This window comes from Pelorhabdus sp. sgz311002, from assembly GCF_056134285.1.
The window spans coordinates 88,103-114,518 of the sequence record NZ_JBWBCL010000005.1; the positions used below are offsets into that span (position 1 = coordinate 88,103).

At 44.7% G+C, this 26,416-nt stretch carries 29 protein-coding genes; 26 read left to right on the plus strand and 3 right to left on the minus strand.

Annotated features, from left to right (window positions below):
* The first annotated feature begins 8 nt into the window (after window positions 1–8).
* From spoVAE to AC0NJP_RS09770, 5 genes are read left to right on the plus strand one after another with little or no spacing between them, the layout of a single operon-like run.
* Complete coding sequence (spoVAE, locus tag AC0NJP_RS09750; protein WP_474040354.1) at window positions 9–362, plus strand: stage V sporulation protein AE; 354 nt, start codon at window positions 9–11, stop codon at window positions 360–362.
* Window positions 363–367: 5 nt separating this feature from the next.
* Window positions 368–760: a hypothetical protein gene (locus tag AC0NJP_RS09755; protein WP_474040353.1), complete on the plus strand. Its 393-nt coding sequence runs from the start codon at window positions 368–370 to the stop codon at window positions 758–760.
* A gap of 24 nt (window positions 761–784) precedes the next feature.
* Complete coding sequence (locus AC0NJP_RS09760; RefSeq protein ID WP_474699683.1) at window positions 785–1,195, plus strand: hypothetical protein; 411 nt, start codon at window positions 785–787, stop codon at window positions 1,193–1,195.
* Window positions 1,196–1,780 (plus strand): stage V sporulation protein AE, encoded by a 585-nt coding sequence (locus AC0NJP_RS09765; protein WP_474040351.1) that lies wholly within the window; start codon window positions 1,196–1,198, stop codon window positions 1,778–1,780.
* The gene (locus AC0NJP_RS09770) at window positions 1,761–3,302 is read left to right on the plus strand and encodes a spore germination protein (protein WP_474040350.1); all 1,542 of its coding nucleotides are present in this window, start codon (window positions 1,761–1,763) and stop codon (window positions 3,300–3,302) included. The genes AC0NJP_RS09765 and AC0NJP_RS09770 overlap by 20 nt, the downstream gene beginning before the upstream one ends.
* Before the next feature lie 60 nt (window positions 3,303–3,362).
* On the opposite strand, the gene AC0NJP_RS09775 is transcribed toward AC0NJP_RS09770, so the two are convergent.
* Together AC0NJP_RS09775 and AC0NJP_RS09780 are read right to left on the minus strand one after the other, a co-directional pair.
* Window positions 3,363–4,106 carry a hypothetical protein gene (locus AC0NJP_RS09775; protein WP_474699684.1) on the minus strand — a complete coding sequence of 248 codons (744 nt, stop codon included), beginning with the start codon at window positions 4,104–4,106 and terminating at the stop codon, window positions 3,363–3,365.
* Window positions 4,107–4,182: 76 nt separating this feature from the next.
* Window positions 4,183–4,872: a zinc dependent phospholipase C family protein gene (locus AC0NJP_RS09780; RefSeq protein ID WP_474699685.1), complete on the minus strand. Its 690-nt coding sequence runs from the start codon at window positions 4,870–4,872 to the stop codon at window positions 4,183–4,185.
* 197 nt (window positions 4,873–5,069) lie between these two features.
* On the opposite strand from AC0NJP_RS09780, the gene AC0NJP_RS09785 reads away from it, so the two are divergent.
* From AC0NJP_RS09785 to ytfJ, 6 genes are all read left to right on the plus strand, one after another.
* On the plus strand, window positions 5,070–5,687 hold the full coding sequence (locus AC0NJP_RS09785; protein WP_474040347.1) for a site-2 protease family protein: 618 nt from the start codon (window positions 5,070–5,072) through the stop codon (window positions 5,685–5,687).
* Window positions 5,688–5,702: 15 nt separating this feature from the next.
* Window positions 5,703–6,692 (plus strand): tryptophan--tRNA ligase, encoded by a 990-nt coding sequence (gene trpS / locus AC0NJP_RS09790; protein ID WP_474699686.1) that lies wholly within the window; start codon window positions 5,703–5,705, stop codon window positions 6,690–6,692.
* A 4-nt stretch (window positions 6,693–6,696) separates the two neighbouring features.
* On the plus strand, window positions 6,697–7,401 hold the full coding sequence (locus tag AC0NJP_RS09795; protein WP_474040345.1) for a segregation and condensation protein A: 705 nt from the start codon (window positions 6,697–6,699) through the stop codon (window positions 7,399–7,401).
* Between the two features lie 10 nt (window positions 7,402–7,411).
* Complete coding sequence (gene scpB / locus AC0NJP_RS09800) at window positions 7,412–7,936, plus strand: SMC-Scp complex subunit ScpB (protein WP_474699687.1); 525 nt, start codon at window positions 7,412–7,414, stop codon at window positions 7,934–7,936.
* Between the two features lie 121 nt (window positions 7,937–8,057).
* Entirely contained in the window at window positions 8,058–8,684 is a 627-nt protein-coding gene (locus AC0NJP_RS09805; protein ID WP_474699688.1) for a DUF2953 domain-containing protein, read from the plus strand.
* The gene (gene ytfJ, locus AC0NJP_RS09810; protein ID WP_474040342.1) at window positions 8,685–9,131 is read left to right on the plus strand and encodes a GerW family sporulation protein; all 447 of its coding nucleotides are present in this window, start codon (window positions 8,685–8,687) and stop codon (window positions 9,129–9,131) included.
* 39 nt (window positions 9,132–9,170) lie between these two features.
* On the opposite strand, the gene AC0NJP_RS09815 is transcribed toward ytfJ, so the two are convergent.
* The gene (locus tag AC0NJP_RS09815) at window positions 9,171–9,362 is read right to left on the minus strand and encodes a rubrerythrin family protein (RefSeq protein ID WP_474040341.1); all 192 of its coding nucleotides are present in this window, start codon (window positions 9,360–9,362) and stop codon (window positions 9,171–9,173) included.
* Window positions 9,363–9,499: 137 nt separating this feature from the next.
* On the opposite strand from AC0NJP_RS09815, the gene AC0NJP_RS09820 reads away from it, so the two are divergent.
* The 15 genes from AC0NJP_RS09820 (at window position 9,500) to spoIIP (ending at window position 26,409) form a co-directional block, all read left to right on the plus strand.
* Window positions 9,500–10,645: a D-alanyl-D-alanine carboxypeptidase family protein gene (locus AC0NJP_RS09820; protein ID WP_474040340.1), complete on the plus strand. Its 1,146-nt coding sequence runs from the start codon at window positions 9,500–9,502 to the stop codon at window positions 10,643–10,645.
* A gap of 72 nt (window positions 10,646–10,717) precedes the next feature.
* Window positions 10,718–11,317, plus strand: a complete 600-nt coding sequence (locus tag AC0NJP_RS09825; protein ID WP_474040339.1) for a nucleoside recognition domain-containing protein — start codon at window positions 10,718–10,720, stop codon at window positions 11,315–11,317.
* Complete coding sequence (locus AC0NJP_RS09830; protein ID WP_474699689.1) at window positions 11,310–11,843, plus strand: spore maturation protein; 534 nt, start codon at window positions 11,310–11,312, stop codon at window positions 11,841–11,843. The genes AC0NJP_RS09825 and AC0NJP_RS09830 overlap by 8 nt, the downstream gene beginning before the upstream one ends.
* A 116-nt stretch (window positions 11,844–11,959) precedes the next feature.
* Window positions 11,960–13,240: an FAD-dependent oxidoreductase gene (locus AC0NJP_RS09835; RefSeq protein ID WP_474699690.1), complete on the plus strand. Its 1,281-nt coding sequence runs from the start codon at window positions 11,960–11,962 to the stop codon at window positions 13,238–13,240.
* Between the two features lie 11 nt (window positions 13,241–13,251).
* The gene (locus AC0NJP_RS09840; RefSeq protein WP_474699691.1) at window positions 13,252–14,229 is read left to right on the plus strand and encodes a hypothetical protein; all 978 of its coding nucleotides are present in this window, start codon (window positions 13,252–13,254) and stop codon (window positions 14,227–14,229) included.
* Window positions 14,230–14,237: 8 nt separating this feature from the next.
* Entirely contained in the window at window positions 14,238–14,966 is a 729-nt protein-coding gene (locus AC0NJP_RS09845) for a pseudouridine synthase (protein ID WP_474699692.1), read from the plus strand.
* 46 nt (window positions 14,967–15,012) lie between these two features.
* Entirely contained in the window at window positions 15,013–16,263 is a 1,251-nt protein-coding gene (locus AC0NJP_RS09850; RefSeq protein WP_474699693.1) for a BaiN/RdsA family NAD(P)/FAD-dependent oxidoreductase, read from the plus strand.
* Between the two features lie 366 nt (window positions 16,264–16,629).
* Window positions 16,630–17,925 carry a 3-phosphoshikimate 1-carboxyvinyltransferase gene (aroA, locus tag AC0NJP_RS09855; protein WP_474699694.1) on the plus strand — a complete coding sequence of 432 codons (1,296 nt, stop codon included), beginning with the start codon at window positions 16,630–16,632 and terminating at the stop codon, window positions 17,923–17,925.
* Window positions 17,926–17,964: 39 nt separating this feature from the next.
* Complete coding sequence (cmk, locus tag AC0NJP_RS09860; RefSeq protein ID WP_474699695.1) at window positions 17,965–18,648, plus strand: (d)CMP kinase; 684 nt, start codon at window positions 17,965–17,967, stop codon at window positions 18,646–18,648.
* Between the two features lie 2 nt (window positions 18,649–18,650).
* Entirely contained in the window at window positions 18,651–19,256 is a 606-nt protein-coding gene (locus AC0NJP_RS09865) for a lysophospholipid acyltransferase family protein (RefSeq protein ID WP_474699696.1), read from the plus strand.
* Between the two features lie 187 nt (window positions 19,257–19,443).
* Window positions 19,444–21,285: a carbon starvation CstA family protein gene (locus AC0NJP_RS09870; protein ID WP_474699697.1), complete on the plus strand. Its 1,842-nt coding sequence runs from the start codon at window positions 19,444–19,446 to the stop codon at window positions 21,283–21,285.
* A gap of 119 nt (window positions 21,286–21,404) precedes the next feature.
* A complete protein-coding gene (locus AC0NJP_RS09875; protein WP_474699698.1) occupies window positions 21,405–23,390 on the plus strand; it encodes a bifunctional 4-hydroxy-3-methylbut-2-enyl diphosphate reductase/30S ribosomal protein S1 in 1,986 nt (661 codons plus the stop codon).
* A complete protein-coding gene (gene fni, locus AC0NJP_RS09880) occupies window positions 23,391–24,452 on the plus strand; it encodes a type 2 isopentenyl-diphosphate Delta-isomerase (RefSeq protein ID WP_474699699.1) in 1,062 nt (353 codons plus the stop codon).
* Between the two features lie 93 nt (window positions 24,453–24,545).
* Entirely contained in the window at window positions 24,546–25,280 is a 735-nt protein-coding gene (locus AC0NJP_RS09885) for a DUF1614 domain-containing protein (RefSeq protein WP_474040327.1), read from the plus strand.
* The gene (gene spoIIP / locus AC0NJP_RS09890; protein WP_474699700.1) at window positions 25,273–26,409 is read left to right on the plus strand and encodes a stage II sporulation protein P; all 1,137 of its coding nucleotides are present in this window, start codon (window positions 25,273–25,275) and stop codon (window positions 26,407–26,409) included. Before AC0NJP_RS09885 ends, spoIIP begins: the two co-directional genes overlap by 8 nt.
* The last annotated feature ends 7 nt before the right edge of the window (window positions 26,410–26,416 follow it).

Consider the following 26,416-nt stretch of genomic DNA (forward strand, 5'->3'; position numbering starts at 1 on the left):
GGAAGCGAATGCAGAGCTATTTAGCAGCGTTTATTGTGGGTGGCTGTATTTGTGTAATTGGTCAATTGCTTATGGATTTGACTCCGTTAACTCCCGCTCATATTTTAGTACTTTTTGTCAGTCTCGGCGCAGTGGTTAGTGGCCTCGGTTTGTATCAGCCGCTCGTTGACTGGGCCGGCGCTGGCGCTACAGTGCCCTTGACTGGCTTTGGACATGCACTTACTGTTGGTGTTATTCAGGATATTGATAAAAATGGAGTTTTGGGACTCTTTACCGGAGCCTTTCGCGCCGCCGCCGGCGGACTTATGGCAGCGCTGTTCTTTGGATTTCTTGTATCTCTTGTGTTTAATCCTAAGGGGTAGGCTTTATGTATGTAATCGATGTGATTGGCTTTATCGTATCTATCGGGGTCATCGGCCTACGATATCCTCATTATGTCATTTTAGCGTCCCTTATTAATCAGGTAGGTCAAATTATAGCATCACTATTTTGCCATTTGGGAATACAAGGAGTTTTTGCCGCAGGACTTTTTAGTCAGATTGATGTGAATGGACCGCTGCCAAAGCTATTATTTGTAGCTGCAAGTGGAATTTTCAGCAATTATGCCGCAGGAAAGGTAGTTCGTGGTTTTGAGTTTGAGCCTTCGGCCCATTTATGGCAATCTTTTGCCAAACTGCGATTTCCTTTTGCCGTGATCAATATGCGGTTTGCTTTTCTGATGTTTTGCATGCAAGTGTTTTATTTTATAAAAAACCTCTAAGGGCAAGGAAAGGTTGGGGAAAAGTTGGCCAGGAAACTTACGAGACCTCTGTATACAGGCGGCGAAAACAGTAAAGAAACAACCATTATGGAAAAATTGCAGGAAATGGCGCAAGATATACTGGATTTGCAAAAAGCCGTTTCCGATAACAGTAAGGAAGGGAATAGCAGTAATAACACCGATAGCAGTAATAATACCGCGCAGTCAAGCCTGGGTGACAACTCAGGGCAAAATGTAATGCAAAGCCGTCAGCAAAATCAAGCTATTTCTTCTAATCAACAAGACTTTTCGCAAAAGCTGCAAGAGCTTTCCAACTTGCGTTATGAGCTATCGCAGGAGTTGGAAAATGGGCTCCAGAGTTTACAGCAAGTGATGGAACAAAGTCAAACTCTTGTAGCCGAAATGGAGCAGCTATTGCAGCAGAAAAATCAGTAAATGCAAAAAATCCGTGTAATATTAGTGACTGACGGCGATCAGGCGGCCCAACAGGTTGTTGAAAGCGTGGCTTATTCACTAGGTCTTCGATGTATCAGCGCTTCCGGCGGCAATCCCACACCAATTAGCGGCCCTGAAATTGTTGCTTTACTACAAGAGGTTCCTTATGATCCTGTTCTAGTTTTGTTTGATGATAAAGGGCATAAGGATTTGGGCTGCGGTGAACAAGCTTTAAAATATGTGGCGCTTCATCCGGCCATCGAAGTACTAGGCGCGTTAGCAGTAGCGTCTAACGCTGGCGGAACTGGTGTGCTGACTGACTTTTGTATTACGAGACGAGGAAAAATCATAAGCGGTCCTGTTAATAAATTTGGCAAGCCGACTGTGGCGCCGTTAGGGCTGCCGCTAGTATTTGGCGACACGGTTGATGTATTGAATGAATTAAAAATTCCTCTGATTGTCGGTATTGGCGATATTGGCAAAATGGATTATGCCGATCATGTCTGTCAAGGCGCTCCGATTACCAAGAAAGCGATATTAGCCATATTAAAGGGTGTGAGCAGTTATGAGCGAGACCATTCATAAAAAACTCGACGAAAATATCAAAAACATGAAAGCGCTGCTAGGAACCGACGAAAGTTTTGATATCGTTTTTCGCGAGTATCATGTTGGATCGCGACGATCAGCTTCTTTTTCGATTAATGGAATGACCAATGATGTACTGTTAACGAATGTTTTCCAAGATATGATGACCTTAAAGCAGCAAGAACTGACGATCAACACCTTAGAAAAAGTATTCTATTCGCGAGCGACTCATTCGCAAGTGAAGAAAACCAAAGACTGGAATGAAGCGGTAATCAGTATTCTATCAGGTGAACTGATTTTCTTTATTGATGGTGAAACAGAGGCTTTGATTTTTGATGCGCGCGCCTATCCGGCTCGGTCGCCAGCTGAGTCTAATATTGAAAAGGTCACTAGAGGATCTCGCGATTCTTTTGTTGAGACGCTACCTTTTAATACAGCGCTCATTCGTCGCCGTTTGCGTGATCCTAATCTGCGCTTTACGATTGTAAAGGTGGGGAAACGGTCGCAGTGTGATGTGGCGATTGCCTATATTAAAGATATTACCAATCCTGAACTTGTTGATACAGTCAAAGAGCGTCTCCAGAATATCGTCGTCGATGGCGTCCCTATGGCGGAAAAAGCCATAGAAGAATATATTGGCGGTCATAGCCCCTGGAACATACTTCCCTCGGTACGTTATACGGAACGGCCTGATGTAGCGGCTGTCCATTTGCTAGAAGGCCATATTTGCCTGATTGTTGATACATCGCCTAATATTATGATTTTGCCAACTACCTTCTGGCATCATGTGCAGCATGTGGAAGAATATCATCAAAATGTATTAATCGGTTCGTATCTTCGTCTCATTCGCTTGTTTGGAATCGCCTTGTCCTTATTACTGCCGCCCATTTGGCTCGCCCTAGTCCTTGATAAGCAAATTCTGCCGGAAGCACTTATGTTTTTAGGGCCTCGTGATCCCGGTATTATTCCGCTGGGAATTCAGTTTATTTTAGCGGAAATTGGTGTTGAGCTTGTGCGCATGGCAACGGTTCATGTTCCATCAGCCCAATCGACTGCTTTGGGGTTTATCGGTGCTTTTATGCTGGGCGATTTTGCTACTAAAGTCGGCTTATTTGGCAATGAAGTCATTTTTTATACGGCCGTTGCGGCTGTAGGCGCTTTTGCCACGCCCAGTGTGGAGCTTGCCATGGCGATTCGTCTACTGCGCATACTATTAATTGCTTCGGTACTTTTCTTTAAGCTTACAGGACTTTTCGCCTTGCTTTGTCTCATTTTTCTCTTTATGGTACGCACCAAATCTTTTGGCGTTCCTTATTTATGGCCGGCTTTACCCTTTCAGTTTTCCGCTTTGAAAAGTGTAATTTTGCGACTACCTTTACCGCAAAAGGTTTTACGACCTGCTGTTTTAAAGCCGCAGCGGAGTAGCCGGGAGGAAAAGATGGCCCTAAACAAGAACAAAGAGCAAGACGATTTGAAGGATAAAGAAGACGATTTAAAGGCAAAAAATGATAAGGAAAAATAAAACCGACTCTTTTCCTCGTTTTTCGAGGAGCGAGGGTCGGTTTTCCATGAACTTATTTTATTATTTGTTTTTGTAAAAGTCCCGGATATTAGCAAGACTTTCATTTAGATTTTTTAACAAGCTTTCTGCCTGTCCTTGGTTTTCACCGCCGACAGCATCACGCAATCCTTTAATTGTGCTGTGGGTTTGCGTAACCTTTCCCAGAATTCCCATCATTTCCAAAGAGGGCTTATTTTGCTCCCAGGTTTGTTCTAGTTCCTGAGCTTTAGCCGCTGCTTTTGACCAATCTTTATCAGCTACATAGTAATTTACACTGCGAGCGGCATTGCCAATTTGCAGCAAATCAGCTAAGGGAGAGAATTTATAAGATTTTGCCGCATCGCTTAAGGCGCTAAAAAACTCGTTTAATGCTTCATAGGCGGTCAAGCTATTTTGTGCTGTAATCGCTTGATTTAGTTTTTCCAGAGCTTCATCGGCTTCAACTACTCCTTTTTTGGCACCAATGGCAAGTTTCGTATTTTCCCAGGTTTGACGCAGATTGGCTACATCTAAAGCGGCTGCCGACCAGTTCTTTTGTTTGATTTTTTCAAATAAAATACCACCTGTTGGCTCTAAATCGTAAAAAATTTGCGGCGGTTTTTCAAAACGCTGCCAAAAAGGTGGATTGGTTTTTGTTGTTTCGCCAGAACCTGTTGGCCCTATTTCCGGCTTTTTTTGGGCTTGACCTAGATCACAACCTGCGGTAAGAAGCACCGCAATGAGTGTACTGACAACCAAACTATTTACTAAATGGCGTTGGTTCATGCATATCGACCTGCTTTCTCGTTACTAGACTTATGTCTAGCCTGTTCGAATTAAGTGGTCTTTATGCGTGAAGGATCTATCTGGCATCTAAGTGATAAAACCAGTTAAAGAGTCCGGCTGTAGTATATTGCGCTTGGGGCAAAAGCATTTTTGTTACCTGTTGATAGACGGGAGTAGAACCTTCTTTCATCAGGTCAAAAGCGGCAAAGGAGGCCGATGCATTAGTGAAAAAAAGGGAGAATGGTTTTCTAAAATAAGGGGTTAGCGGCGCTAGTGGTGCAAAGTAGTCGCGGTAATGTTGTTGCGCCCAAGCTTCATACTCTTTATGACCGTCAAAGAGCAAACACGAGGTATGATGGGGAACGCAGACATCCTGGAGCAAGTGCGCGGCTGCACCAAGATAAAAACAACTTTTTGACCATTTTTTTTGCTTGCTATAAAGACGTGACTTATTCAAGTAAAAGGCAAAATCATAGGCAGCATTGGCAAAGCCGAAAAGCCCTTGCTTCGTTTGCGGATGGAAAAAATGATTAATATTGCGATAGCCTGAATCGGCCCAGGTAACGCCTTCTTGCAAGGCTGAGAGATACGTAAGTAGAAACCGACTTTCTGATTCGAAGCCTGCTTTTTGTAGGAGTTCAAGGGCCGCCTCATTGATAAATTCATGGGTTGGACAAACTACTTTGGAAGAAAGCGGTCTGGCTAGTAATATAAATAATTTGGCTCCATAGGCGAGAGGGGATTGACGTTGGATCGCTTTAGCCATGGATGCATCTCCTTTAAGGGGATTTGATTGATTTTATTATAAAATTTTTCTGAGGCGGCAATGCGAAGTTCTCTTAAAAATTTGATTAAGGATTTGTAAAGAAGGCTTGCTGCAGTGAGAGTGTTTCAGTTCGGACAGTTCTGTGTTAAAATAAGTAAAGAAACTTTCTTGTTTCAGAAAATTAAGGAGGAAAGTGCGTGTTCGGTTTCGATAGCTATATGATTTTTCGCATTCCGGCGCTACTAATTGCGCTGACGTTTCATGAATATGCCCATGCGCGTGTAGCTGCTTCTTTTGGCGATCCTACGCCGCGGGCTTTAGGCAGACTGACGCTGAATCCAGTGGCACATCTTGATCCGATTGGGCTGCTTATGCTGTGGCTGTTTCAATTCGGTTGGGCTAAACCGGTTCCAGTCAATCCTAATAATTTTTATAATCGCCGGCGGGGCATGTTTTGGGTTGCTTTGGCGGGGCCCTTGTCAAATGTGCTTATAGCCTTTACTGTAGCTGTCCTCAAAGTAGTATTTTTGCAGCTCAATCTGTTATCATTTGAATTGCAGATGGTTCTTGATTTTACCTATACTTATAACCTGATGTTTGCAGTGTTTAACTTAATGCCGTTGCCGCCGCTAGATGGTTCTAAGGTGCTCAGCAGCTTATGGCCGCAAATGGGCTATTGGTTTGAACGAATCGAGCCTTATGCTACTTTTGTATTGATGGGGCTCATGTTTACAGGCGTATTTAGCATGATTATCTACCCGGCAGTTCGAGCGCTTTCCTTTATTATTAAAAGCGTGATTTTAATTTTCGTATAACTAGGAGTGAGTCTAATGAGTCAAAGTCGTATTTTCAGCGGTATGCAGCCTTCCGGAAAATTTCATCTGGGAAATTATTTAGGAGCTTTGGAAAACTGGGTGAAGCTGCAGGAGCAGTATGAATGCTATTTTTCGATTGTTGACTGGCATGCCTTAACGTCTTCTTATGAAGATACTAGCAAATTGCCAGGATACATTCATGATATGGCTCTTGATTGGTTGAGTGCTGGTTTAGATCCGGAAAAAAACGTGATTTTTGTTCAGTCCCATGTAAAAGAACATGCCGAGCTTCATCTCTTATTATCGATGATGACGCCGTTATCTTGGCTGGAACGTGTACCAACCTATAAGGATAAAATTCAGCAGACAAGCCTTGCAGGCAAAGACCTCAGTACTTATGGGTTCCTTGGTTACCCTGAACTTATGACAGCTGATATCATTTTATACAAAGCCGATACAGTTCCTGTGGGTGAAGATCAACTACCTCATTTGGAGTTGACCCGTGAAATTGTACGTCGTTTCAACTATATGTATCAACCTATTTTCCCCGAACCGCAGGCTGCTCTTACGAAGGCATCGATTCTGCCTGGGATTGATGGACGGAAAATGAGTAAATCCTATGGCAATGACATTAGTTTTTCCGCTTCTCCAGATGAACTACGTTCGAGAGTGCAGCTTATGGTGACAGATCCGCAGCGGGTAAAACGGACTGATCCCGGTCGCCCTGAAGTATGTACAGTCTTTAAATTTCATCAGTTTTTCTCCAAAGAAGAAGTCGGTCAAATTGAATCACAGTGCCGCAATGCCGAAATTGGCTGTGTAAACTGTAAGAAGAACTTAGCCGAACATTTAGTCGCTGGCTTAGCTGACATTCATGCGAGAAGACAAGCTTTAGAGGCTTCACCCAACAAAGTGAAGGAAATTCTGCAATATGGCGCCGAACGGGCTAGAAAAGTGGCGGCAGCTACCATGGAAGAAGTTCGAGCAGCGATGCATTTAGGCTGAACCCATGGAATATAATCTTCGCCTCGATGCCTTTGAGGGGCCGCTTGACTTACTTATGCATCTGATTGAGAAAAATCAGATTGATATTTATGATATTCCCATTGCGCAGGTTACAGAACAATATCTAGCTTATATTGCCAGTTGGACTGAATTTGATATGGAAATTGCCAGTGAATTTCTGGTTATGGCGGCTACTTTGCTGCAGATTAAATCGCGCATGCTGCTGCCGAAACCGCCCAAGGTAGAACTAGATGTAGAGGAAGAAGATCCGCGGGCGGAACTTGTTAACCGATTAGTAGAGTATCGTCAGTTTAAAGAAGTAGCAGCAAAAATGGGCGAACTTTATAAAGAGCGGGCGCTTTGCTTTACGCGGGAACCTGCCGAATTTGCTAGAATTTATCAGCCCCTTTGCGGTCTGGAAGTGAATGAATTAATTAAAGCTTTTTTGGCTGTATGGGAAAGCACAGTGCCCGAAATTACTCTGGTCGATCATGAAGAAGTCAGTGTACAAAGTAAAATGGCTGATATTCTTCAATTGTTAACACGCGGTAAAGGACGTCTCGAATTTAAAGCGACTTTTATTCGCTCTGGCAGTCGGCAAGAGCTTGTAGCATCTTTTCTGGCTATTCTAGAACTTTTGCGCTTGAAGCGAATTTACATTGAGCAACAAGGCCTGTTTGGGCCGATTTATCTCACGGCAAGGGAGTAGAGGGAGAGTCGTGTTTTACGAGAACTTAAAAGGGCCGATTGAAGCGTTATTGTTTGCTAGCGGCGAACCGCTTTCGGCAAGTAAGTTAGCGCAGATATTGTCGATTGACGAGCTCAATGTACGCGAACTCATTGATCGGCTGCAATTTGATCTTGCTGCTAGTCATAGAGGATTGGCGATTGTTGAGGTCGCTGGCGGATTTCAGTTTTGTACTAAGCCAGAATTTGCCGCCTATATTGAACAATTAGGGCAGGTTCAAGACGCAAAGCTGTCCGCTGCCGCGCTCGAAACACTAGCTATTATTGCGTTTCGTCAACCTGTTACGAGACAGGAAGTTGAGCAGGTACGCGGGGTAAAAGCGGAGCGGATTATTTCTCAGCTAGTTGAGCGAGGTCTAATCAGAGAACTTGGCCGTAAAGACGCGATTGGTCGGCCCATTTTATATGGTACAACAGAGGGCTTTTTGCAGTCTTTTGGATTGCGTAGTTTGAAGGAGTTACCAGATCTTACGGAATTTATTAGCGAAAATACTTGATATAAAAGAAGGCTGTCTCTGCTTAAGAGGCAGTCTTTTTTATTGCGATTTTCAGTTTAAATGGCTAGTCTAGTATAAAACTTTTTTTTTCGGGTATGGTAAACAAAAAGGGGGAGAAAGAATGACGCTTTTTCTAGCCCTTATGCTAATAATTCTGCTCTGCTTTGTTGTATGGAATCTGAAACTTTATGTGTCGATTACTTATCGCGATCAAGGTCAGACGCAAAGCTTAACAATTACTGTGGCTACTTGGAAAAATATATTCCATTATGCGTTCACCGTTCCGCTTAAGGTGGTTCTAAAAGAAGGCCGAGTTTGGGTTGTTGCGAATGAACCGAAAGAAAAGCACCGGTTTGCCGCTTGGATCAGACGTTATTTGCTGCATCCGCGTGAATTGCTTCGATTCGTGCATCTACTAGAAAATATAGTAGATGATTATAAAAATTTAGTTTTGCTTTTATTGCGACGCGGCAAGTGCGAAAAATTGTTTTGGAAGACTCATGTGGGACGAAAAGATGCGGCCGAGACTGGTTTAGTAAGCGGACTATTGTGGACAATGAAATATTCTTTTATTGCCTATCTATTACGCTATATGCCTTTTAGACATAAGCCCTTGGTGCAGGTAGAACCTCACTTTCAGGAAGAGCGTTTTTCGATGGAACTGGAATGTATATTTTCCCTGCCATTAGGCAATCTTATGAACGTTCTGCTTACTCGTTTTACAAAACGTTCTAAGGAGGTAGGATAAATGGGCGATAATCCAATTGAAGGGCTTTTGAAAACAGCGATGGAAAGTATTAAAGAAATGGTCGATGTAAATACTATTGTGGGCGATGCTGTTGAAACACCAGATGGAACGGTTATTATTCCTATATCGCGTGTCGCTTTTGGTTTTGCTGCAGGTGGCGGCAACGGTTTGCCTGCCGGTGAAACCGAAAGAATAGGGGAAAATTTATCGTTCGGCGGTGGCAGCGGCGCTGGCGTCAGTGTGAAACCTGTAGGATTTCTCGTGTGTTCTCCTGTAAGCGGTATTCGCTTTCTACAGGTAGACGGTCATTTAATTTATGACAGAGTGGTCGATCTTGTGCCGCAGGTTTTTGATAAAATTCAAGAACTTTTACAGGCAAAAGGGTGTCGAACCCATAAAATATCGCCGCAATCTCAACCAAACGATCAGGAAACAGAAGATGAGTAAAAAAACTGTCGCGCCAAAAAATTGGCAGCGACAGTTTTTTTACTGTGACAACTTATCAAGTTCATCTTTAATAGTGGCAGCGGCATAGCCTTCTTGTTCAGCAAACTCTCGATAGAGCGCGGCTACTTTTTCGTTATTAATGGTTTCGGCAAAGCTTTGATAGTCTCTTACTAGCTCTTGTTTTTGTGTCAGCGTAGTGCGAAGCGCCGTACGAACGTCAATTGTTTCCATTGTTTCACCTCCTCGTTTATTCTTTCCGATAGATTCCCTGATCATGTATGGTAAGAAGTATTTTGACGTTTGCAAGAAAAGTGGCTATAATAAATAGGTATTTTACTCTCAATTGTCTCTAGAAAGGATTTTTACTCATGCGACTGATCGCACTGCTATGTACTGTGTTTTGTTTGGTTGTAGCAATGCCCACACCTCTTTATGCAGCTGCTGAGCCTGTAATTACAGCGAAGTCGGCTATTGTGATTGAAGCGTCTACCGGAAAAGTTTTATATGAAAAAAATGCTGATGAACGGCGCTATCCTGCCAGTACAACAAAAGTCATGACACTGATTACGGCGTTAGAAGCAGGCAAGATGGATGACATTGTTACGACGAGCGCCAATGCCGCTCAAACGGAAGGTTCTTCTTTATCGCTTACGGTAGGCGAGCAGCTTTCTATGTTGAATATGCTTTATGGTATGATGATGATTTCTGGCAATGATGCGACCGTCGCCGTAGCGGAACATATTTCCGGGTCTGTAGGAGCCTTTGCTCATCTGATGACGGAAAAGGCGCAGAAAATCGGCGCAACCCATACTCATTTTACCAATACCAGCGGTCTGCCTGATCCCAATCATTATACAACGGTAGCTGATATGGCGAAAATTACAGCTTATGGTTATCGCCTTCCTTTGTTTGAAGACATTGTATCAACTAAGGTCAAACAGCTGCCTTGGCAAGGAAAACCTTATAATCGTGAACTTTTCAATGAAAATCGCATGTTGTGGTTGTATGATGGCGCTAATGGCGTTAAGACAGGCTATACGGATGCAGCCGGTCGTTGTCTCATATCCGGTGCGAAACGAGATGGCGTACAGCTTATTGTCGTTGTTTTTGACAGCGAACGCATGTGGGATGATTCTATTGCCTTGCTAAATTATGCTTTTTTAAAAGTCCAGGCTGAGCCTTTGCTGAAACAAGGCGATATTGTAAAGACCGTTAAAGTCGAAGCAGGTAAAGAAGAGAATGCTGTAGCGCTTTATGCTAGCAAGGATTTGTTTATGGCCGTATCACAGGGAGATCAAAAAGAATTTAAGACGCAGATTGATGCCCCTGATACGATTACAGCCCCTGTCGTTAAAGATCAAAAGATCGGTGAAGTCAGGCTGCTATATAAGGGGAAAGTGATTGATTCGGCTGATCTTTTAGCCCAAGATACTGTTGAAAAAAAATCGCTCTTTAAGACGATGTGGAGTTCTGTTTGGGGCGTATTCATGTTTTTAATTCGCAACTTTGCCTAACCTGTTTTGGTTAGGCTTTTTTGTTCTAGCTTTTCCCTTTCCCCGCATAAAATCATAGGGGGGAGGGCTGTCATGATTAATATAATTTGGTTTTTTTTAATTATTATAGGAATTCTTTACGCCGCGGCAACGGGACGTATCGAGACAATTACTAACAGTGCAATCAGCGGAGCCGAATCTGCGGTTGTACTTGCTTTTAAATTGATTGGCGTCATGTCATTATGGCTGGGAATTATGAAAATTGCGGAACGAGCTGGTGTAGTTAAAGCCCTTTCGCGCTTTATGCATCCCTTGATTTGCTGGTTATTGCCAGGCGTGCCTAAGTCGCATCCGGCTATTGGCGCTGTGGTGATGATGTTGAGCGCTAATATGTTGGGGCTTGGCAATGCCGTGACGCCGCTTGGGATTAAAGCCATGGAAGAATTGCAACGGTTAAACCCGCAAAAAGATCGAGCTTCTGCCGATATGTGCACTCTTGTAGCGCTTTGTACGACTGGTTTCACTTTAGTGCCAGCTACGATTATTGCGTTGCGTTTTGCAGCAGGGTCGCTGTATCCGGCTAATATTACAGGAGTTACACTGATCGTAAGTCTTGCGGCTACGGTTAGCGTGTTGATTCTTGATCGCATTATGCGACTATTGACACAGCGGCGGAGGCATTTTCATGAATGATTTTCTTACGATTTTTGCCGCTTGGCTGATCCCGTTGTTGCTATTGTTTATTCCGTTAATCGGCTTGATTCGCGGTGTGAAAGTGTATGAAGCCTTCGTAGAAGGCGCGTCGGAAGGCTTTTCTACGGTTCTTAGGATTATGCCTTACTTAGTAGCCATGATGGTGGCTATTGCTATTTTTCGCGATTCCGGTGCGCTGGCAGCTTTGGCTGCTTGCGTAGCCCCTTGGTGTAGTTTGTGGGGAATACCTGAAGAAATTCTCCCCTTAGCTCTGCTAAGGCCGCTTTCTGGCAGTGGTGCTTTAGGTATGACTGCTGAGCTGATTCATAGGCTTGGACCCGACTCTTTTGTTGGCTGTTTAGCCTCTGTGATCATTGGCAGTACTGATACAACTTTTTATGTTTTAACCGTTTATTTTGGCGCTGTTGGTGTGAAAAATCCGCGTTACTCCTTGTTCGTCGGTTTATGTGGTGACGTAATCGGCCTAGTGGCCTCGCTCTACGTTTGTCAAAAATTTTTTTTGTGAAATCGTTTGGAAAACCGCTGTCAGGCGGTTTTTTTGTTTTGGCTCTTTTGTTGTGTCAGACTTACTCACCGTGAATAGACTGTAGTGTGTTTAAAGTGATGATAGGAGGGGACTTAATGATTCATGTCATCATTGTCGGCGGCGGCTGGTCTGGCTGTGCCGCCGCGCTTGCGGCGGCCAAGGCGGGCGCGACTGTCTCTTTATACGAAAAAAGCGATATGTTGCTAGGAACAGGGCTTGTGGGTGGGATTTTTCGCAATAATGGACGATTTACGGCAGCGGAAGAAGCGATTGCTATGGGCGGCGGTGATTTGTTTTTGGCTATGGATGCGAATGCTAGACATAAAAATATTGCATTTCCCGGCCATAATCATGCTTCGCTCTATGATGTAGCGTTGATGGAGCCAAAAATCAAAGCACTTCTTACCGACTACGGCGTAGGGCTTTATTTGCAAACACGGATTGTCGATGTCACGAAATATGGGAAAAAGATCACGTCTCTCTTTACTCAGACGGGAGAGGAACTGAAGGGTGATGTGTTTGTTGATGCCACTGGCTCCGCCGGGCCGATGGGAAACTGTATGAAATATGGCAATGGCTGCGCTATGTGTATTCTTCGCTGTCCGGCTTTTGGACCGCGGGTCAGTATTACTGGTTTGTGCGGAATCAAGGAGATGGCTTCGGTGAAAGAAGATGGAACAGTTGGCGCTATGAGTGGTTCTTGTAAGCTCAATAAAGAATCGCTTAGCAAAGAATTGCAGGGCCAATTGAATGAGACAGGCGTTGCTTTAATTCCTTTACCGCTCAAGTTTAATAAGAAAAATGTTCTGGGGAAAAAAGCCTGCTCTCAGTATGCTCTGCCGGAATTTGGCGACAACCTTATCTTACTTGATACCGGCCATGCAAAACTGATGACGTCTTATTTTCCCCTAGAAGAGCTTCGACAGCTTCCAGGGTTAGAAAAAGCCCGCTTTGAAGACCCCTATGCCGGCGGCAAAGGCAACTCTATGCGCTATTTGGGAATTGCGCCGAATGATCTTACCCTCCAGGTAGAGGGAATGGAAAATCTGTTTTGTTGCGGCGAAAAATGCGGCGCTCTCGTCGGTCATACGGAAGCAATTATTACAGGGCTTCTTGCTGGTCATAATGCGGTGCGGTACGCCCTTGATATGAATTACCTATTACTTAGCCGTGACACAGCCAGCGGTGATTTTATCGCTTTTATTCACGAACAAGCGACAAGCCCAGATGCTCTGGGTAAACGTTATACTTTTTCCGGCTCCGTCTATTTTGATCGAATGAAAGCAAGCGGGCTTTATTCGGCGGACTCGACAGTGATTCAAGCGCGAGCGGTGCAAACTGGAATGGCTGGCGTATATAGTCAATGCTTAGTATAGGAGGGACAAATATGCGAAAACGCCTTCAATGTATTGACGTAAATACAAAATATTGTCCCTGTCTGTTAGCAGAGACAAATCAGTGTATCCTATGCAGTCAATTGCAAGGCAAGGATTTTTGCAGCTGTGACTGGCCGGGAATTTGCATTTTTAATTTAAAAGAATGGCAAAAACCGCTCACGGCAATGCCGGACTTTTGGCGTCGCGAAGAGGAAGTCACCATGACGGCCAGTGAAGCAATTGGCATAAATACGTATAAACTTTCTTTTGCGCTATCGGCAGATTTCGCCGCAGAGTTAAGTCGGTTGGGAGCATTTTTATTTTTTCGTCTGGCCAAGGATCCGCTTTACTTTCAGTTTCCCGTAGCAGTCTATAAAATCATGGGATCACAAATTGAAGTGATTGTGGAAATCATCGGACCGAAGACACGGCGGCTTTGGGAAAATCGCAATGATTCCATTTTAGTGCGAGGACCTTATTTTAACGGACTTTTAGGTCAACCATGGATTGATAAGATCTCTTGTGGTACAATACTACTAATAGTTGGAGGAATTGGTCAGGCACCGGCTTTAGCGATTGCTCAAAAATTGAGAAATGGGCAAAATGAGGTGAAGGCTTTTTTAGCTCCCGGCCAAGTAGGTACTTTGTTTTGTGTAGAAGATCTAGCAGCTTTAGGGGTGACAGTGTATCCCCTGGATTCGCTCAGACAAACAGGATTTGCCAAAATCAGGGAATGGTTTATTACAGAGAAAGAACTGCCTGATGTGATTGTCAGTGCCGGTCCTGATGTACAACATCAGGCGATTATCAAAATACTTGACGAAACGCATGTGAACCTTCCGCTTGTCGTTACAAACAACGCAGTAATGTGTTGCGGCGAAGGTGTATGCGGTAGTTGTCAAAAAAAGACAAAAACAGATGAAACAGTAAGGCTTTGCAAAGTCCAAACGGATTTTGACGTTTTAGCCGAGGTATTAAAAGAAGAATAGGAGTATTTATGGCAGAGAGATTGCAGAAAGTAATTAGTCAATCAGGGATTGCTTCTCGTCGAGAAGCGGAAAAATTGATTGTTGAAGGAAAAGTAGCAGTAAACCACAAGATTGTGACAGAGTTAGGAACAAAAGTCGAAGAAAAAGACCTGATCAAAGTGGATGGAAAGGTGATTCAACGGCAAAAGCTAGTCTACGCTTTACTGAATAAGCCTAAAGGCGTTGTTACCACGTTAAAAGACCCCGAAGGTCGTCAGGCCGTGGCGGATTTTGTGAAAGATCTCGGACAGAGAGTACATCCTGTAGGCCGGCTTGATTATAATACCGAAGGATTATTATTGCTTACGAATGATGGTGAGTTGACGCAAGCGCTGACTCATCCGAAGCATCATGTACCGAAAGTCTATGAAGCAAAAGTGCTGGGACTGCCTGAAGATGATAAGCTCGATAAATTGCGCCGCGGCATCAAACTTGATGATGGTATGACGCAACCTGCGAAAGTAGTTCTTTTGGAACGGGATTTAGAAAAAAATCAGACTGCACTTGAAGTCACTTTATTTGAGGGACGCAACAGACAAGTTCGCCGGATGTTTGAGGCCATTGGCCATCCTGTCAGAAATTTAAAACGCACAAAAATGGCTTTTTTAACACTGGCTGGATTGAAACGAGGCAGCTATCGGCTGCTTACTGTGGCAGAAGTAAGACAACTTAAGAAATTAGTAGAAGAAAAAAGTTAAGCAGGGCGGGCTGAAATAAGCCCGCTCTTTTCAGGAGGAATTGGTTTTGAAGAAAATTATCGTTATTGGCGGCGGCGCTGCTGGACTCATGGCAGCCATAAGCGCCGCAGATCAGGGTGGAGAAGTGGTTTTAGTAGAAAAAATGGCATCTCTGGGCAGAAAGCTCGCTATTACTGGTAAGGGACGCTGCAATATAACAAATGATTGTGATATTAAAACGATGATTTCGCATATTCCCGGCAATGGTTCTTTTCTGTATGGCGCTTTTCATACTTTCTTTCAGGAAGATATTATTGCTTGGCTCAATGCGCAGGGGGTGGCCACAAAGGTCGAACGAGGCGGACGCGTTTTTCCTGTTTCCGATGAGGCCAAAGATGTAGTGGCGGCTTTCTCTTTAGGGCTATTAGAACGCAAAGTGAAAGTATTTTATAATCAAAGTGCTAAGGCGATTTTGACAGAAAATGGCGTTGTTACTGCCGTAGAAACAGACAAGGGACTTCTTAAGGCCGATGCTGTGATTTTAGCGACGGGCGGCGCTTCTTATCCGGGGACAGGTTCTAGCGGCGACGGGTATGCCATGGCCAAAAAGCTAGGCCATACGCTTGTGCCGCTTAGGCCATCGCTTGTGCCGCTCGAAGTGGAGGAAGATTGGATTGGCGACCTTCAAGGATTATCGCTGCGCAATGTAAAAGCTTCGCTGATTGTGAAAGAGCAAAAGGTGGGGGAAGAATTCGGGGAAATGTTGTTTGCTCACTATGGCTTGACGGGACCGATTATCTTGTCCTTGAGTCGCTTGCTTACGGCTTGGCTTGATGAAAGGCAGCAAGTTACTGAGGAAGTGGCAATTGAAATTAATTTAAAACCGGCCTTGTCGGAAGAAGTACTAGACAAACGACTTCAGCGGGATTTTGAGAAATTTTCTCGTCGTCAGTTGAAAAATAGTTTATCAGAATTGCTGCCTGCGAAGATGATTCCTGTCGTGATTGATTTAGCCCATTTAGATCCGGAAAAATTTGTTCATCAAGTGACGAAAGCAGAACGGCAGAGACTGCAGCACCAACTGCAGCACTTAAGTTTTTTTATTCGTGGGACAAGGCCGTTGCGTGAAGCGATTGTTACGGCAGGCGGCGTTGCCACTAAGGAAATTAATCCTAAGACCATGGAATCTAAAATCGTACAAGGACTCTTTCTGGCAGGCGAAGTGATTGATATCGATGGCTATACTGGCGGCTATAACCTACAGGCTGCTTTTTCAACCGGTTTTGTAGCTGGGAGAAGTGCGGCTCAAATAGAATAAACGACGATTAAAATAAGGGGAAAGGGCTATACTAGGTTCCAAAAGGAGAAATGTCTTATTTCGGCTAAGCGGATCAAACGTTTTGAACGGTTTTTATGCAGTGTTGCTTTACTATGCTTAATTGTACTGACCCTTGTACAGGGGCTTATGCTGCAAGATGGTATTCGTGTTAAACTATCGCTATTAGATCAGTTAGAGGGAACATCGCTTGTAACTACCGACAAAAGTACTTTTCCCGCAAAATAGAGGATTTTTCCGCTATATAAGGAATTCTTTTATAATTAGCCCTTAATTTCCGGCGGCTTTTATATGTCGCAACTTTGTAATGCGGCTTAGACTTATTGGAGGAAGGCAGAGGAGGAAAAAATGGAAGAATATCATGTGCAAAAGGTCAAGCGCCTGAGAGGAACCATTGAAGTTCCTGGAGACAAATCGGTTTCGCATCGGGCCATTATGTTGGCAAGTTTATCGGATACACCAGTTGTCGTAAAAAACTTTTTGTTTTCCAAAGATTGCTTATCGACAATTGATTGTTTCCGTTCGTTAGGTATTGTCATCTCCTATTCGGAAGCTTCAGGCTGTGTATGGGTTTCCGGCAAAGGGATTCATGGTCTGAAAGAGCCGGAAAATATTCTTGATGCAGGTAATTCTGGCACGACAATGCGACTGATGAGCGGGATCTTGTCAGGACAGGACTTCTTTAGTGTAATCACTGGCGATGATTCACTGCGTCAACGTCCCATGGCTCGCATCATTGATCCTTTAAAGCAAATGGGTGCGCAACTTTATAGCCGTAATAAAAACCGCAAGGCTCCGATTGCAGTTTTACCAGCAGGTAAATTACAAGGGCAAAACTTTATGAATCATATTGCGAGCGCTCAGATTAAATCAGCGCAGCTTTTGGCGGGTCTTTTTGCTGAAGGTCCTACTAGTGTGACTGAGCCGTATATTTCGCGAAATCATACGGAACTTATGTTTGAAAACTTCGGGGTTGATGTCAATGTGACTGATACTACTGTTACGATTACGCCGCCGGAAAAGCTTACGGCGCCAGCTGAGGTGATTGTTCCTGGCGATATTAGCTCCGCCGCCTATTGGCTCGTTGCGGCGACTGTCGCCCCAGACAGTGAAGTGACATTGAAAAATGTGGGAATTAATCCGACCCGTACAGGGATTATTGATGCTCTTACGATGATGGGAGCTAATATAGAAATTCAAAATCGGCGTTATTTTGGGCGGGAAGAAGTCGGCGATCTTGTCGTGCGTTCGGCAGCGCTTCACGGTGTTACCATTTCCCATGAAATGATTCCGCGTCTTATTGATGAAATCCCAGTTTTAGCTGTGGCAGCACTCTTTGCCAAAGGTATGACCCGAATTGAAGGCGCTAGTGAATTAAAGGTCAAAGAGACCGACCGATTGTCAGGCATCGCTGGTGAACTGACGAAGCTTGGCGCTAAATTTGTTGTGACGGAAGATGGCCTAATTATTAACGGGCCTCAGACTTTGAGTCACTCCATCTGCCATTCTCGCTTTGATCACCGTTTGGCAATGGCTACGGCCATTGCGGGACTGCTCGGGCAAGGCGCAGAAATCGCTGAAGCGGAATGCGTAGAAATTTCCTATCCTACTTTCTTTAAGCATTTAGAACAGATTTCTTCTTGATGGCAAATGGGGTTTTTGAATAAAGGAGCTTATACAATCATGAAACGACTTACTGTAGCGATTGACGGACCAGCCGGTGCAGGCAAAAGTACAGTTGCCAAAGTATTGGCTAGTCGCCTAAATTATACATATGTTGATACAGGCGCCATGTACCGAGCAATTGCCTGGCAGGCGTTGGAGCAGGGTATTGATAAAAATGATATAGCTGTCGCGGCGAAACTGACAGAGTTAGCTGAGCAAACGACGGTAACTTTGCGTCCATCTGGTGACGGACTTGAAATATTCGTGGGTGAAATAGATATTACAGCGGCCATCCGAACGCCGCAGGTAACTTCTTTTGTAGCGGAAGTGGCGAAAGTCGCTGGTGTTAGAGCGGCGCTGCTCAGCCAGCAGCGGCGAATGGCCGCAAGCGGCGGCGTCGTTATGGATGGCCGCGATATCGGTACGAAAGTCTTTCCCGAAGCCGAGGTGAAAGTGTTTTTAACAGCTTCGGTAGAAACACGGGCTAAACGCCGTCATGCTGAACTTGCGGCGAAAGGTTATGAAGTGGAACTAGCACAATTAGCGGCCGAAATTGCGGCGCGAGATAAGTTAGACAGCGAGCGAGCTTGTGCGCCCTTAGTTCAAGCGGAAGATGCTGTTTATCTAGATACATCGGAACTAACAATTGATCAAGCCGTTCAATTTATTTTCCAGTTGTGTGAAGCGAAGGGACAGGTCTGATTATGCTTTATGGATTGCTTCGTCTCTTATTTAATCCGCTGTTTAAAGGGCTGTTTCGGTTAAAAGTAACTGGTAGAAAGCATCTGCCCCAGCAAGGCGGCTATATATTGGCTGCCAATCATATGAGTAACTGGGATCCGCCGGTGCTTGGTACGGCTATGCCTGTAAGACTTCACTTTATGGCTAAACTAGAACTCTTTCAAATTCCGTTATTTGGCGCGGCGATTCGGTCACTAGGCGCTTTTCCGGTAAAACGGGGCGTAGCAGATCGCACAGCTCTTCGCACGGCCATTGATTTACTCAAGGAAGGAAAGATTGTGGGCATTTTTCCGGAAGGAACACGTAGCAAAACTGGCGAGTTGCAAAAACCGGCCGCAGGATTAGAAATGATTGCCGCCAAAGCGGAGGTTCCCGTAGTTCCTGCTGCGATTTATGGTACAAATCGCCTGTTTAAAAACTTGTTTCGCCTGCCGCAATTAGAAGTTCATTTTGGCGCTCCTATTTATCCTCCGAAAAAAGGCGATCGCAAAGAGGATGTGCCGTTAAGTGAACAAGTTATGGCTTCCATACAAAAAATGCTTGATGAACGCGCCGGAAAGGCGTCGTGAAGAAACAACGCGTTAGTATATGCTGGCGCGTTGTTTTTTTTATTTGTTTGGCCTAGTCGCTTATTGAAAGTCTAGCTTGAAAAGTCTGTAAATTTGCGTTATTATGAATATGGGTAATAAAATTAAAATACTTAACAAAGGAGGATTAAGAGACGGTTTAAAATCACTAAACAGCGAGGTGTAGATAATGAATTCCATCATGTTGTTGATTGTTGCAGTTTGTGCCTTTCTGCTAGCTTATCGGTATTATTCCGCTTTTATTTCCGCGAAAGTTCTGATGCTCAATGATCAGAATGTAACACCGGCGTATCGCTGCAATGACGGGAAAGAATTTATTCCAACAAATAAATGGGTTCTTTTTGGACAGCATTTTGCTGCCATTGCTGGTGCAGGGCCGCTCATTGGACCTGTGCTTGCGGCACAATATGGCTGGGGTCCTGGCTTTATGTGGATTCTCTTAGGTTCCATTTTTGCTGGCGGTGTACATGATTTCATTACCTTATTTGCTTCTACACGTCACAATGGACAGTCACTAGCTGTTATTGCTCACAGAGAAACTGGTCCGATTACTGGTGCGGCCACGACGGCTGCGGTATTCTTTATTTTGATTGTTGCCATGGCTGGTCTGGCAATCGTTGTTGTCAATGCCCTGTTCAAAAATCCTTGGGGCGTCTATACGATTTTTATGACCATTCCGATTTCTTTTATTATTGGACTTTTTATATTTAAATTGACTCCTGGAGCCTTAAAATATGCTTCTTTTGCTGGTTTCGTTATGGTAATGGCCGCAGTTATTACTGGTAACTGGGTTGCCACTAGCTCTATTGCTGACTATTTCACCTTTACGAAAGATCAGCTTTCGGTGATTCTTCCGACTTATGGTTTTCTTGCCGCTGTGTTGCCTGTGTGGATGTTACTCGCACCGCGTGGTTATTTGAGTTCTTATTTGAAAATTGGTACAGTTGTTGCTTTGGCTGTAGGGATTGTCATCGTACAACCTACTGTGCAGATGGGAATGACGACACGCTTTATTGAAGGCGGCGGTCCGATTATTCCTGGTCCTTGGTGGCCCTATGTATTTATTACAATTGCCTGTGGCGCTATTTCGGGGTTCCATTCCATGATTAGTACTGGGACTACCTCGAAAATGCTCGAACAGGAATCTCAGGCACGGCCGATTGCTTATGGCGGGATGCTTACCGAAGGGTTTGTTGCCGTAATGGCGCTCATTTCGGCAGTTGTTTTAGCTCCTGGCGATTATTTCGCCATTAATACGCCAGCCGCTGTGTTCGCTAAGCTGAATATTCCGATGGTAGAACTGGATAAATTATCACAGCTTGTCGGTATGGATGTAGCCCATCGTCCTGGTGGCGCTGTATCGCTGGCTGTTGGCATGGCTCATGTTTTCTCCAGCATCGGCGGTATGCAGCATCTAATGAATTATTGGTATCAGTTTGCCATTATGTTTGAAGCTTTGTTTATCTTGACTACGATTGATGCTGGTACACGGGTAAGTCGTTATATTCTGCAGGATGTGCTGGGCGATCATGGTCTGCCGAAGTTTAAAGACAATAACTGGTGGCCAGGTATTGTGCTTACGAGTGCTTTTGTTAGCTTTTGCTGGGGCTATCTTCTCTACAGTGGTGAAGTTGCTACAATTTGGCCACTCTTTGGTGTAGCCAATCAGCTGTTGTCTGTTGTTGCTTTAGCAATTGGCACGACGATCATCTTGAAAATTGCCACGAAGAAATCCTATGCGCTAGTTACGGGAGCGCCGCTCGCTTTTCTGGCAGTTACGGTTATTTGGGCTGGTATCCTCAATGTAAAGATGTTCTTTGCAAAAGGTGATACGTCAGGAATCGTTAACGGAACAGTCAGTGTGATTTTGCTCGTGCTTGTTGCTATTACCTTAGTAGATTCCATCCGCAAATGGATGGAATTGCTTAAGACGGATAAACCAGTTGGTATGAACACGGAAATTCATCCTGTCTGTGAATATGGTACGACGAAACCCAATGTTCCAAGCTGAGAAATTAGCAAAATAAAAGGGAGCCGGTAGGCTCTCTTTTTGTTTTATTCAGGAGAAAAGATTGAAAGATTTTATCAAATAGATTTATAATAAGAACATATAACTTTTAGGGAGGAATTATGAAAATCAAATTAGCGGAACACTGTGGTTTCTGCTACGGCGTAAAACGTGCTGTGGAAGTAGCAGAGACAGCAGCGCGGGAAAAGGGAAGCGTGTTTACATTAGGTCCGATTATTCATAATCCCCAAATGGTGGACAAGCTAAAAAAGCAAGGTGCGTTAGTTGCCGACACTTTGCAGGACGTAACAGCGAAAACCGTCGTGATTCGTTCTCACGGCGTAGGCCCGGCTGTTTATGATAAAGCAGCTCAGTTAGGGCTTGAAGTCGTTGACGCAACCTGCCCGCATGTGAAAAAGGCCCAGCAAGAAGCTGCCGCTTTACAAGCGGACGGTTATGAAGTTGTAATTATTGGTGAAAAAAATCATCCAGAAGTTAAAAGTATTTGGGAGTGGACTGGGAAACAGGCGCAAATTCTTGAGACAGAAGCAGAAGCAAACGCCTATGAACCAACCCAGAAACTCGGAATTGTCAGCCAAACCACTTTCTCTGGGGAAAAGTTTGAGAAACTTCGGGCAATTTTGGCGCAAAAATGTCCTGACCTTGTAGTGCGGCGTACGATTTGTACGGCAACAGACCAACGGCAAGCAGCGGCGGTCGCTGTTGCGACGCAGGTAGAGCTTGTTTTGGTCGTTGGCGGTAAAAATAGTGCGAATACATCGCGTCTAGCTGAGCTTTGTCGTCAATGCGGGACTACAACGTATCATATTGAAACAGCCGCTGAGCTTGAAGCGCAGTGGTTCACAGGAATTCATACCATCGGTGTTACAGCAGGAGCGTCAACGCCTGATTGGATTATAGAGGAGGTTATTAACAAGGTGGAAGAGATGGAGAAAATGGAACAGATGGAGCAAATGATGCAGGATGAAAGCGTAAAACTTTCTGTTGGCATGATTATAGAAGGTAAAGTTGTCAGTGTATTAAAAGACGAAGTATTTGTTGATATTGGTTATAAGTCAGAAGGCATGGTGCGGCGGGCCGACTTGGCTTTTCCGGCACCAGAAAATGCTGCTGATGTAGTGAAAAATGGCGATTTGATTTCGGTAAGTGTCGTAGCGTTAGATCGAGATGATACGCCTGTCTTATTATCGAAAGTGTTAGCTGATAAAGAAGATGCCTGGAAACGGCTTGCTTTGGCTAGAGACAAAGCGGAAGCCATTGACGTGAAAATCACGGAAGTTGTGAAAGGCGGCCTTGTGGGCGCATTTTCCGGTGTTCGCGTGTTTATTCCTGCCTCACAAGTTAGCCTCCAATATGTGGAAGATCTAAATAGTTATGTTGGCGATATTGTTGCCGCTAGACCGATTGAAGTAGACGAAGAAAAAAATAAAGCCGTACTCTCCCGGCGCGTCATTTTGCAAGAAGAACGGCGCCGCAAAGAAGACGAAGTTTATAATAAACTTACCGTTGGGACTACTGTGGACGGTACGATTAGCCGAATTGCCAACTTTGGGGCTTTTGTTGATTTAGGCGGCGTTGACGGACTGATTCATATTTCCGATTTATCGTGGGAAAGAGTTGCTTCGCCTGATGAAGTCGTTGCCGTCGGTGATGCTGTTTCCGTTATGGTTATGAAAGTGGACAAAGACCATAAACGAATTTCGCTAAGTCTTAAGGAAGTGCAGGAAGATCCTTGGTTTAATAAGGTTGCTGAACTTGTACCAGGAAAAATTATTGAAGGTACTGTAACGAAATTAACAGCGTTCGGCGCCTTTGTGGCAATTGGTGATGGCTTGGAAGGCCTTGTACATTTGTCCGAAATGGCAGAGCAGCGTGTTGCCAAAGCCGAAGATGTAGTAAGTAAAGGGCAAAATGTGAAAGTAAAAGTGTTGGCTGTTGAGGAAGGCAAGAAGAAAATTGCCCTCAGTCTAAAAGCAGCGCAAGAAGATTTGGAACGTAAAGAATTCCAGGGTTATTTAGGCAATCAAGACAGTCTTCATGTGACTTTAGGCGATAAGTTTAAAGATTTACTTAAAGGGTTAAAATAAATGTCGCGGCAGTCTCGAAAATTGGATCATATTAAATACGCCTTAGCGCTAGATGACGGTCCTGCTATTACGGGCTTTCAAGATATTCAACTGATTCATAATGCTTTGCCGGAGCTTGCTTTTCATGAAGTGGATCTTTCCGTTCAATTTATGGGGATTTCCTTAGTGCATCCTGTTATTATAAATGCGATTACCGGCGGCAATGATGATGTTGCTGCTGTCAATGCGGCGCTTGCCGCGTTGGCGGCTAAGACCAAGAGCGCCATGGCGGTAGGTTCCCAGTTCGCCGCAGTCGCGAAAGGGCAAGGGTATCACTCCTATGAAGTTATTCGTCAACAGAATCCAGACGGGATCGTTTTTGCTAATTTAGGAGCGCATGCTTCTTGGCAAGAGGCGCAAGCTGCTGTTGATATGATAGGAGCGAATGCCTTACAGATTCATCTCAATGCAGCGCAGGAAATGATTATGCCGGAAGGGGATCGTTCCTTTAAAGGTTATTTAGATAATATTGCAACGATTGCTAGTCATCTTTCTGTTCCTGTTGTCGTGAAAGAAGTAGGCAATGGCATTGCGCGTGAGCAGGCTGAAGCATTATGTGAGGCTGGGATACAGGCCATTGACGTGGGCGGCGCTGGCGGTACAAACTTTGTAGCGATTGAAGCAAGTCGCAAACCACAGGAAAATCGCTTTTCCCAGGATTGGCTCTATTGGGGGATTCCTACGGCGCTCAGCGCTCTCGAAGTCAAATCTGCTTTGAAAAATTCGGTAGATCTTATGATTTCTGGCGGGGTACGAACGCCCATAGAAGCGGCAAAAGCTTTGGCGATTGGGGCAAAAGCTGTGGGGATAGCGGCGCCGTGGCTGCGCTTCTTATCGCAACAGAATGAGGCGGAAGCCATTGCTTATTTAGACGATTTCTTACTGGAATTGAAGAAATTTATGTTGCTTTGCGGTGCCGATAATCCATTGCAACTAGCAAAGCGACCGTTTGTAATTACTGGCTTTACCCGCGAGTGGCTCACAGCGCGGCAAATTGATATTACCTCTTATGCACTTCGCTAAGCATGGCTTCGGCCATGCTTTTTTGTATATTTTTTGCAGGCGGGGAAAAACTATAAAGGAAAAATTATAGAAAAAGGTGAGAGGTGGAATTCAATGGGGATGCCGCTCGGAATGGTTTTGCTTATCATTATGGCTGTATTAATTTATTTTGGTCTGGCTCAACGGCTATTAGACAGAATGCGGCTTACAGATAAGCAGGCGATGCTGTTTATTGCTGCAATGATCATCGGAAGTTTTATGGATATTACGATTTTGCGTTCGCCTGTAGAAGTTACGGTCAATATCGGCGGGGCCGTACTTCCCTTACTCTTGTCGATTTGGCTCATTGTAAAGGCTGACCAAACGGCAGAAAGAGTTCGGGCGATTGTAAGCGCCCTGCTCGTAGCTGCAGCCGTTATGCTTGGTTCTAAGTATTTGCCTGACGAGCCAGAAAGCATGTTTTTAGATCCTAAGCTGATTTACGGAATTGCTGCCGGGCTCATTGCTTATATTGCAGGCCGTTCACGGCGCAGTGCCTTTATTGGCGGTGTTCTGGGCATCGTATTAAGTGATATCTGGCATATGGTTACGCTGCTTCGCACGCAAACAGCTGGAACGACAGCCATTGGCGGCGCTGGCGCCCTTGATGTCACTGTCATCGCGGGACTTGTTGGTATTATGATTGCCGAGCTTGTTGGCGAGACAAGAGAAAAATTGCAGGGCGGCCATGTTGCTGGGCCGATTCATAATGAAGGCCTCTATGAATTTAGTAAAGAGTTAACGGAAAAGGGGAAAAAGAAAAAAAACGAACCACAGCGCTTTCCCGAAGGCGGTGGACCGAATGAATAGATGGCTTCTGACGATTATTATTCTATTACTGCAACTGCTGCCGCTGCGGGTTTACGCCGCCGAAAATTACTATCAAATCATTGATGAAGGCGGTCAAGTTGTTTACGAGACCGGATGGAAAGTCCGCAAGGGCGATCAGGTTTTGACGGCTGACAATAAACGTTATGAAATTGTTTCAATAACGGGTGATAGGGCCCAAGGAAAGTATTTGGGAACGACAGATTTGCCGCAGCAGGAAAAAACTTTTAGCAGCTGGCTGCCGCAGTGGTTCAATTTTTCTGTTGCGACAGCTGAAGATAAAGGGAAAATTGCGATTTACCATACCCATACGGACGAATCCTACGTTCCTTCTGATGGCACGGACAGCATTCGCGGCGGCGGCGGAATTTTTCAAGTCGGCGATTCGTTTGCAAAGGCGTTAGAAGCGCAGGGAATGACCGTGATTCATTCTGAGGCAAAGCATGATCCGCATGATGATATGGCCTATGAGCGGTCGCGACGGACCGCAGCTGATCTCTTAAAAGAACAGCCTGATGCGATTTTTGACGTACATCGTGATTCAACGCCACCGCAGGTCTATCAGACACAGATCAATGGTCAGGATGTGACGAAGGTGCAGCTCGTTGTGGGCCAGTATGGTCCTACAGGCAAGCAAATTGAAGACTATGCGTTGCAGCTTAAATCGGTAGCGGATACGAAGCATCCGGGACTCATTAAAGGGATCTTTTTTGCCAAAGGCGGCGATTATAATCAGGACTTGTTTCCCCGATCCATGTTATTAGAAGTAGGAGCTCATACGAATAGTAAGGAAGAAGCCGAACGCGGTATTGCCTTATTTGCCGATGTGCTTCCTGGCGTAATTGCCAAAAGCGGTGCCAATGGCGTGAGTGGCCAGGCTGGTGTCGGTACCACCACGACAGGGCCATCGGGGGCCGTTAAATCGATGGGCATTATGGCTGTAGTGATTGTGATTGGCGCCGCACTATTTCTCCTGCTCAGTACAGGCAGTATGAAAGAAGCCAAGGCAAAACTGAAGCAATTTACTACAACGGAATTTGTGAATTTATTTGCGGCAAAACAAGAAAAAGGGGAAAACAAAGCGGAAGATGGAAAGAAAAAGGATGAATAAATAGCAA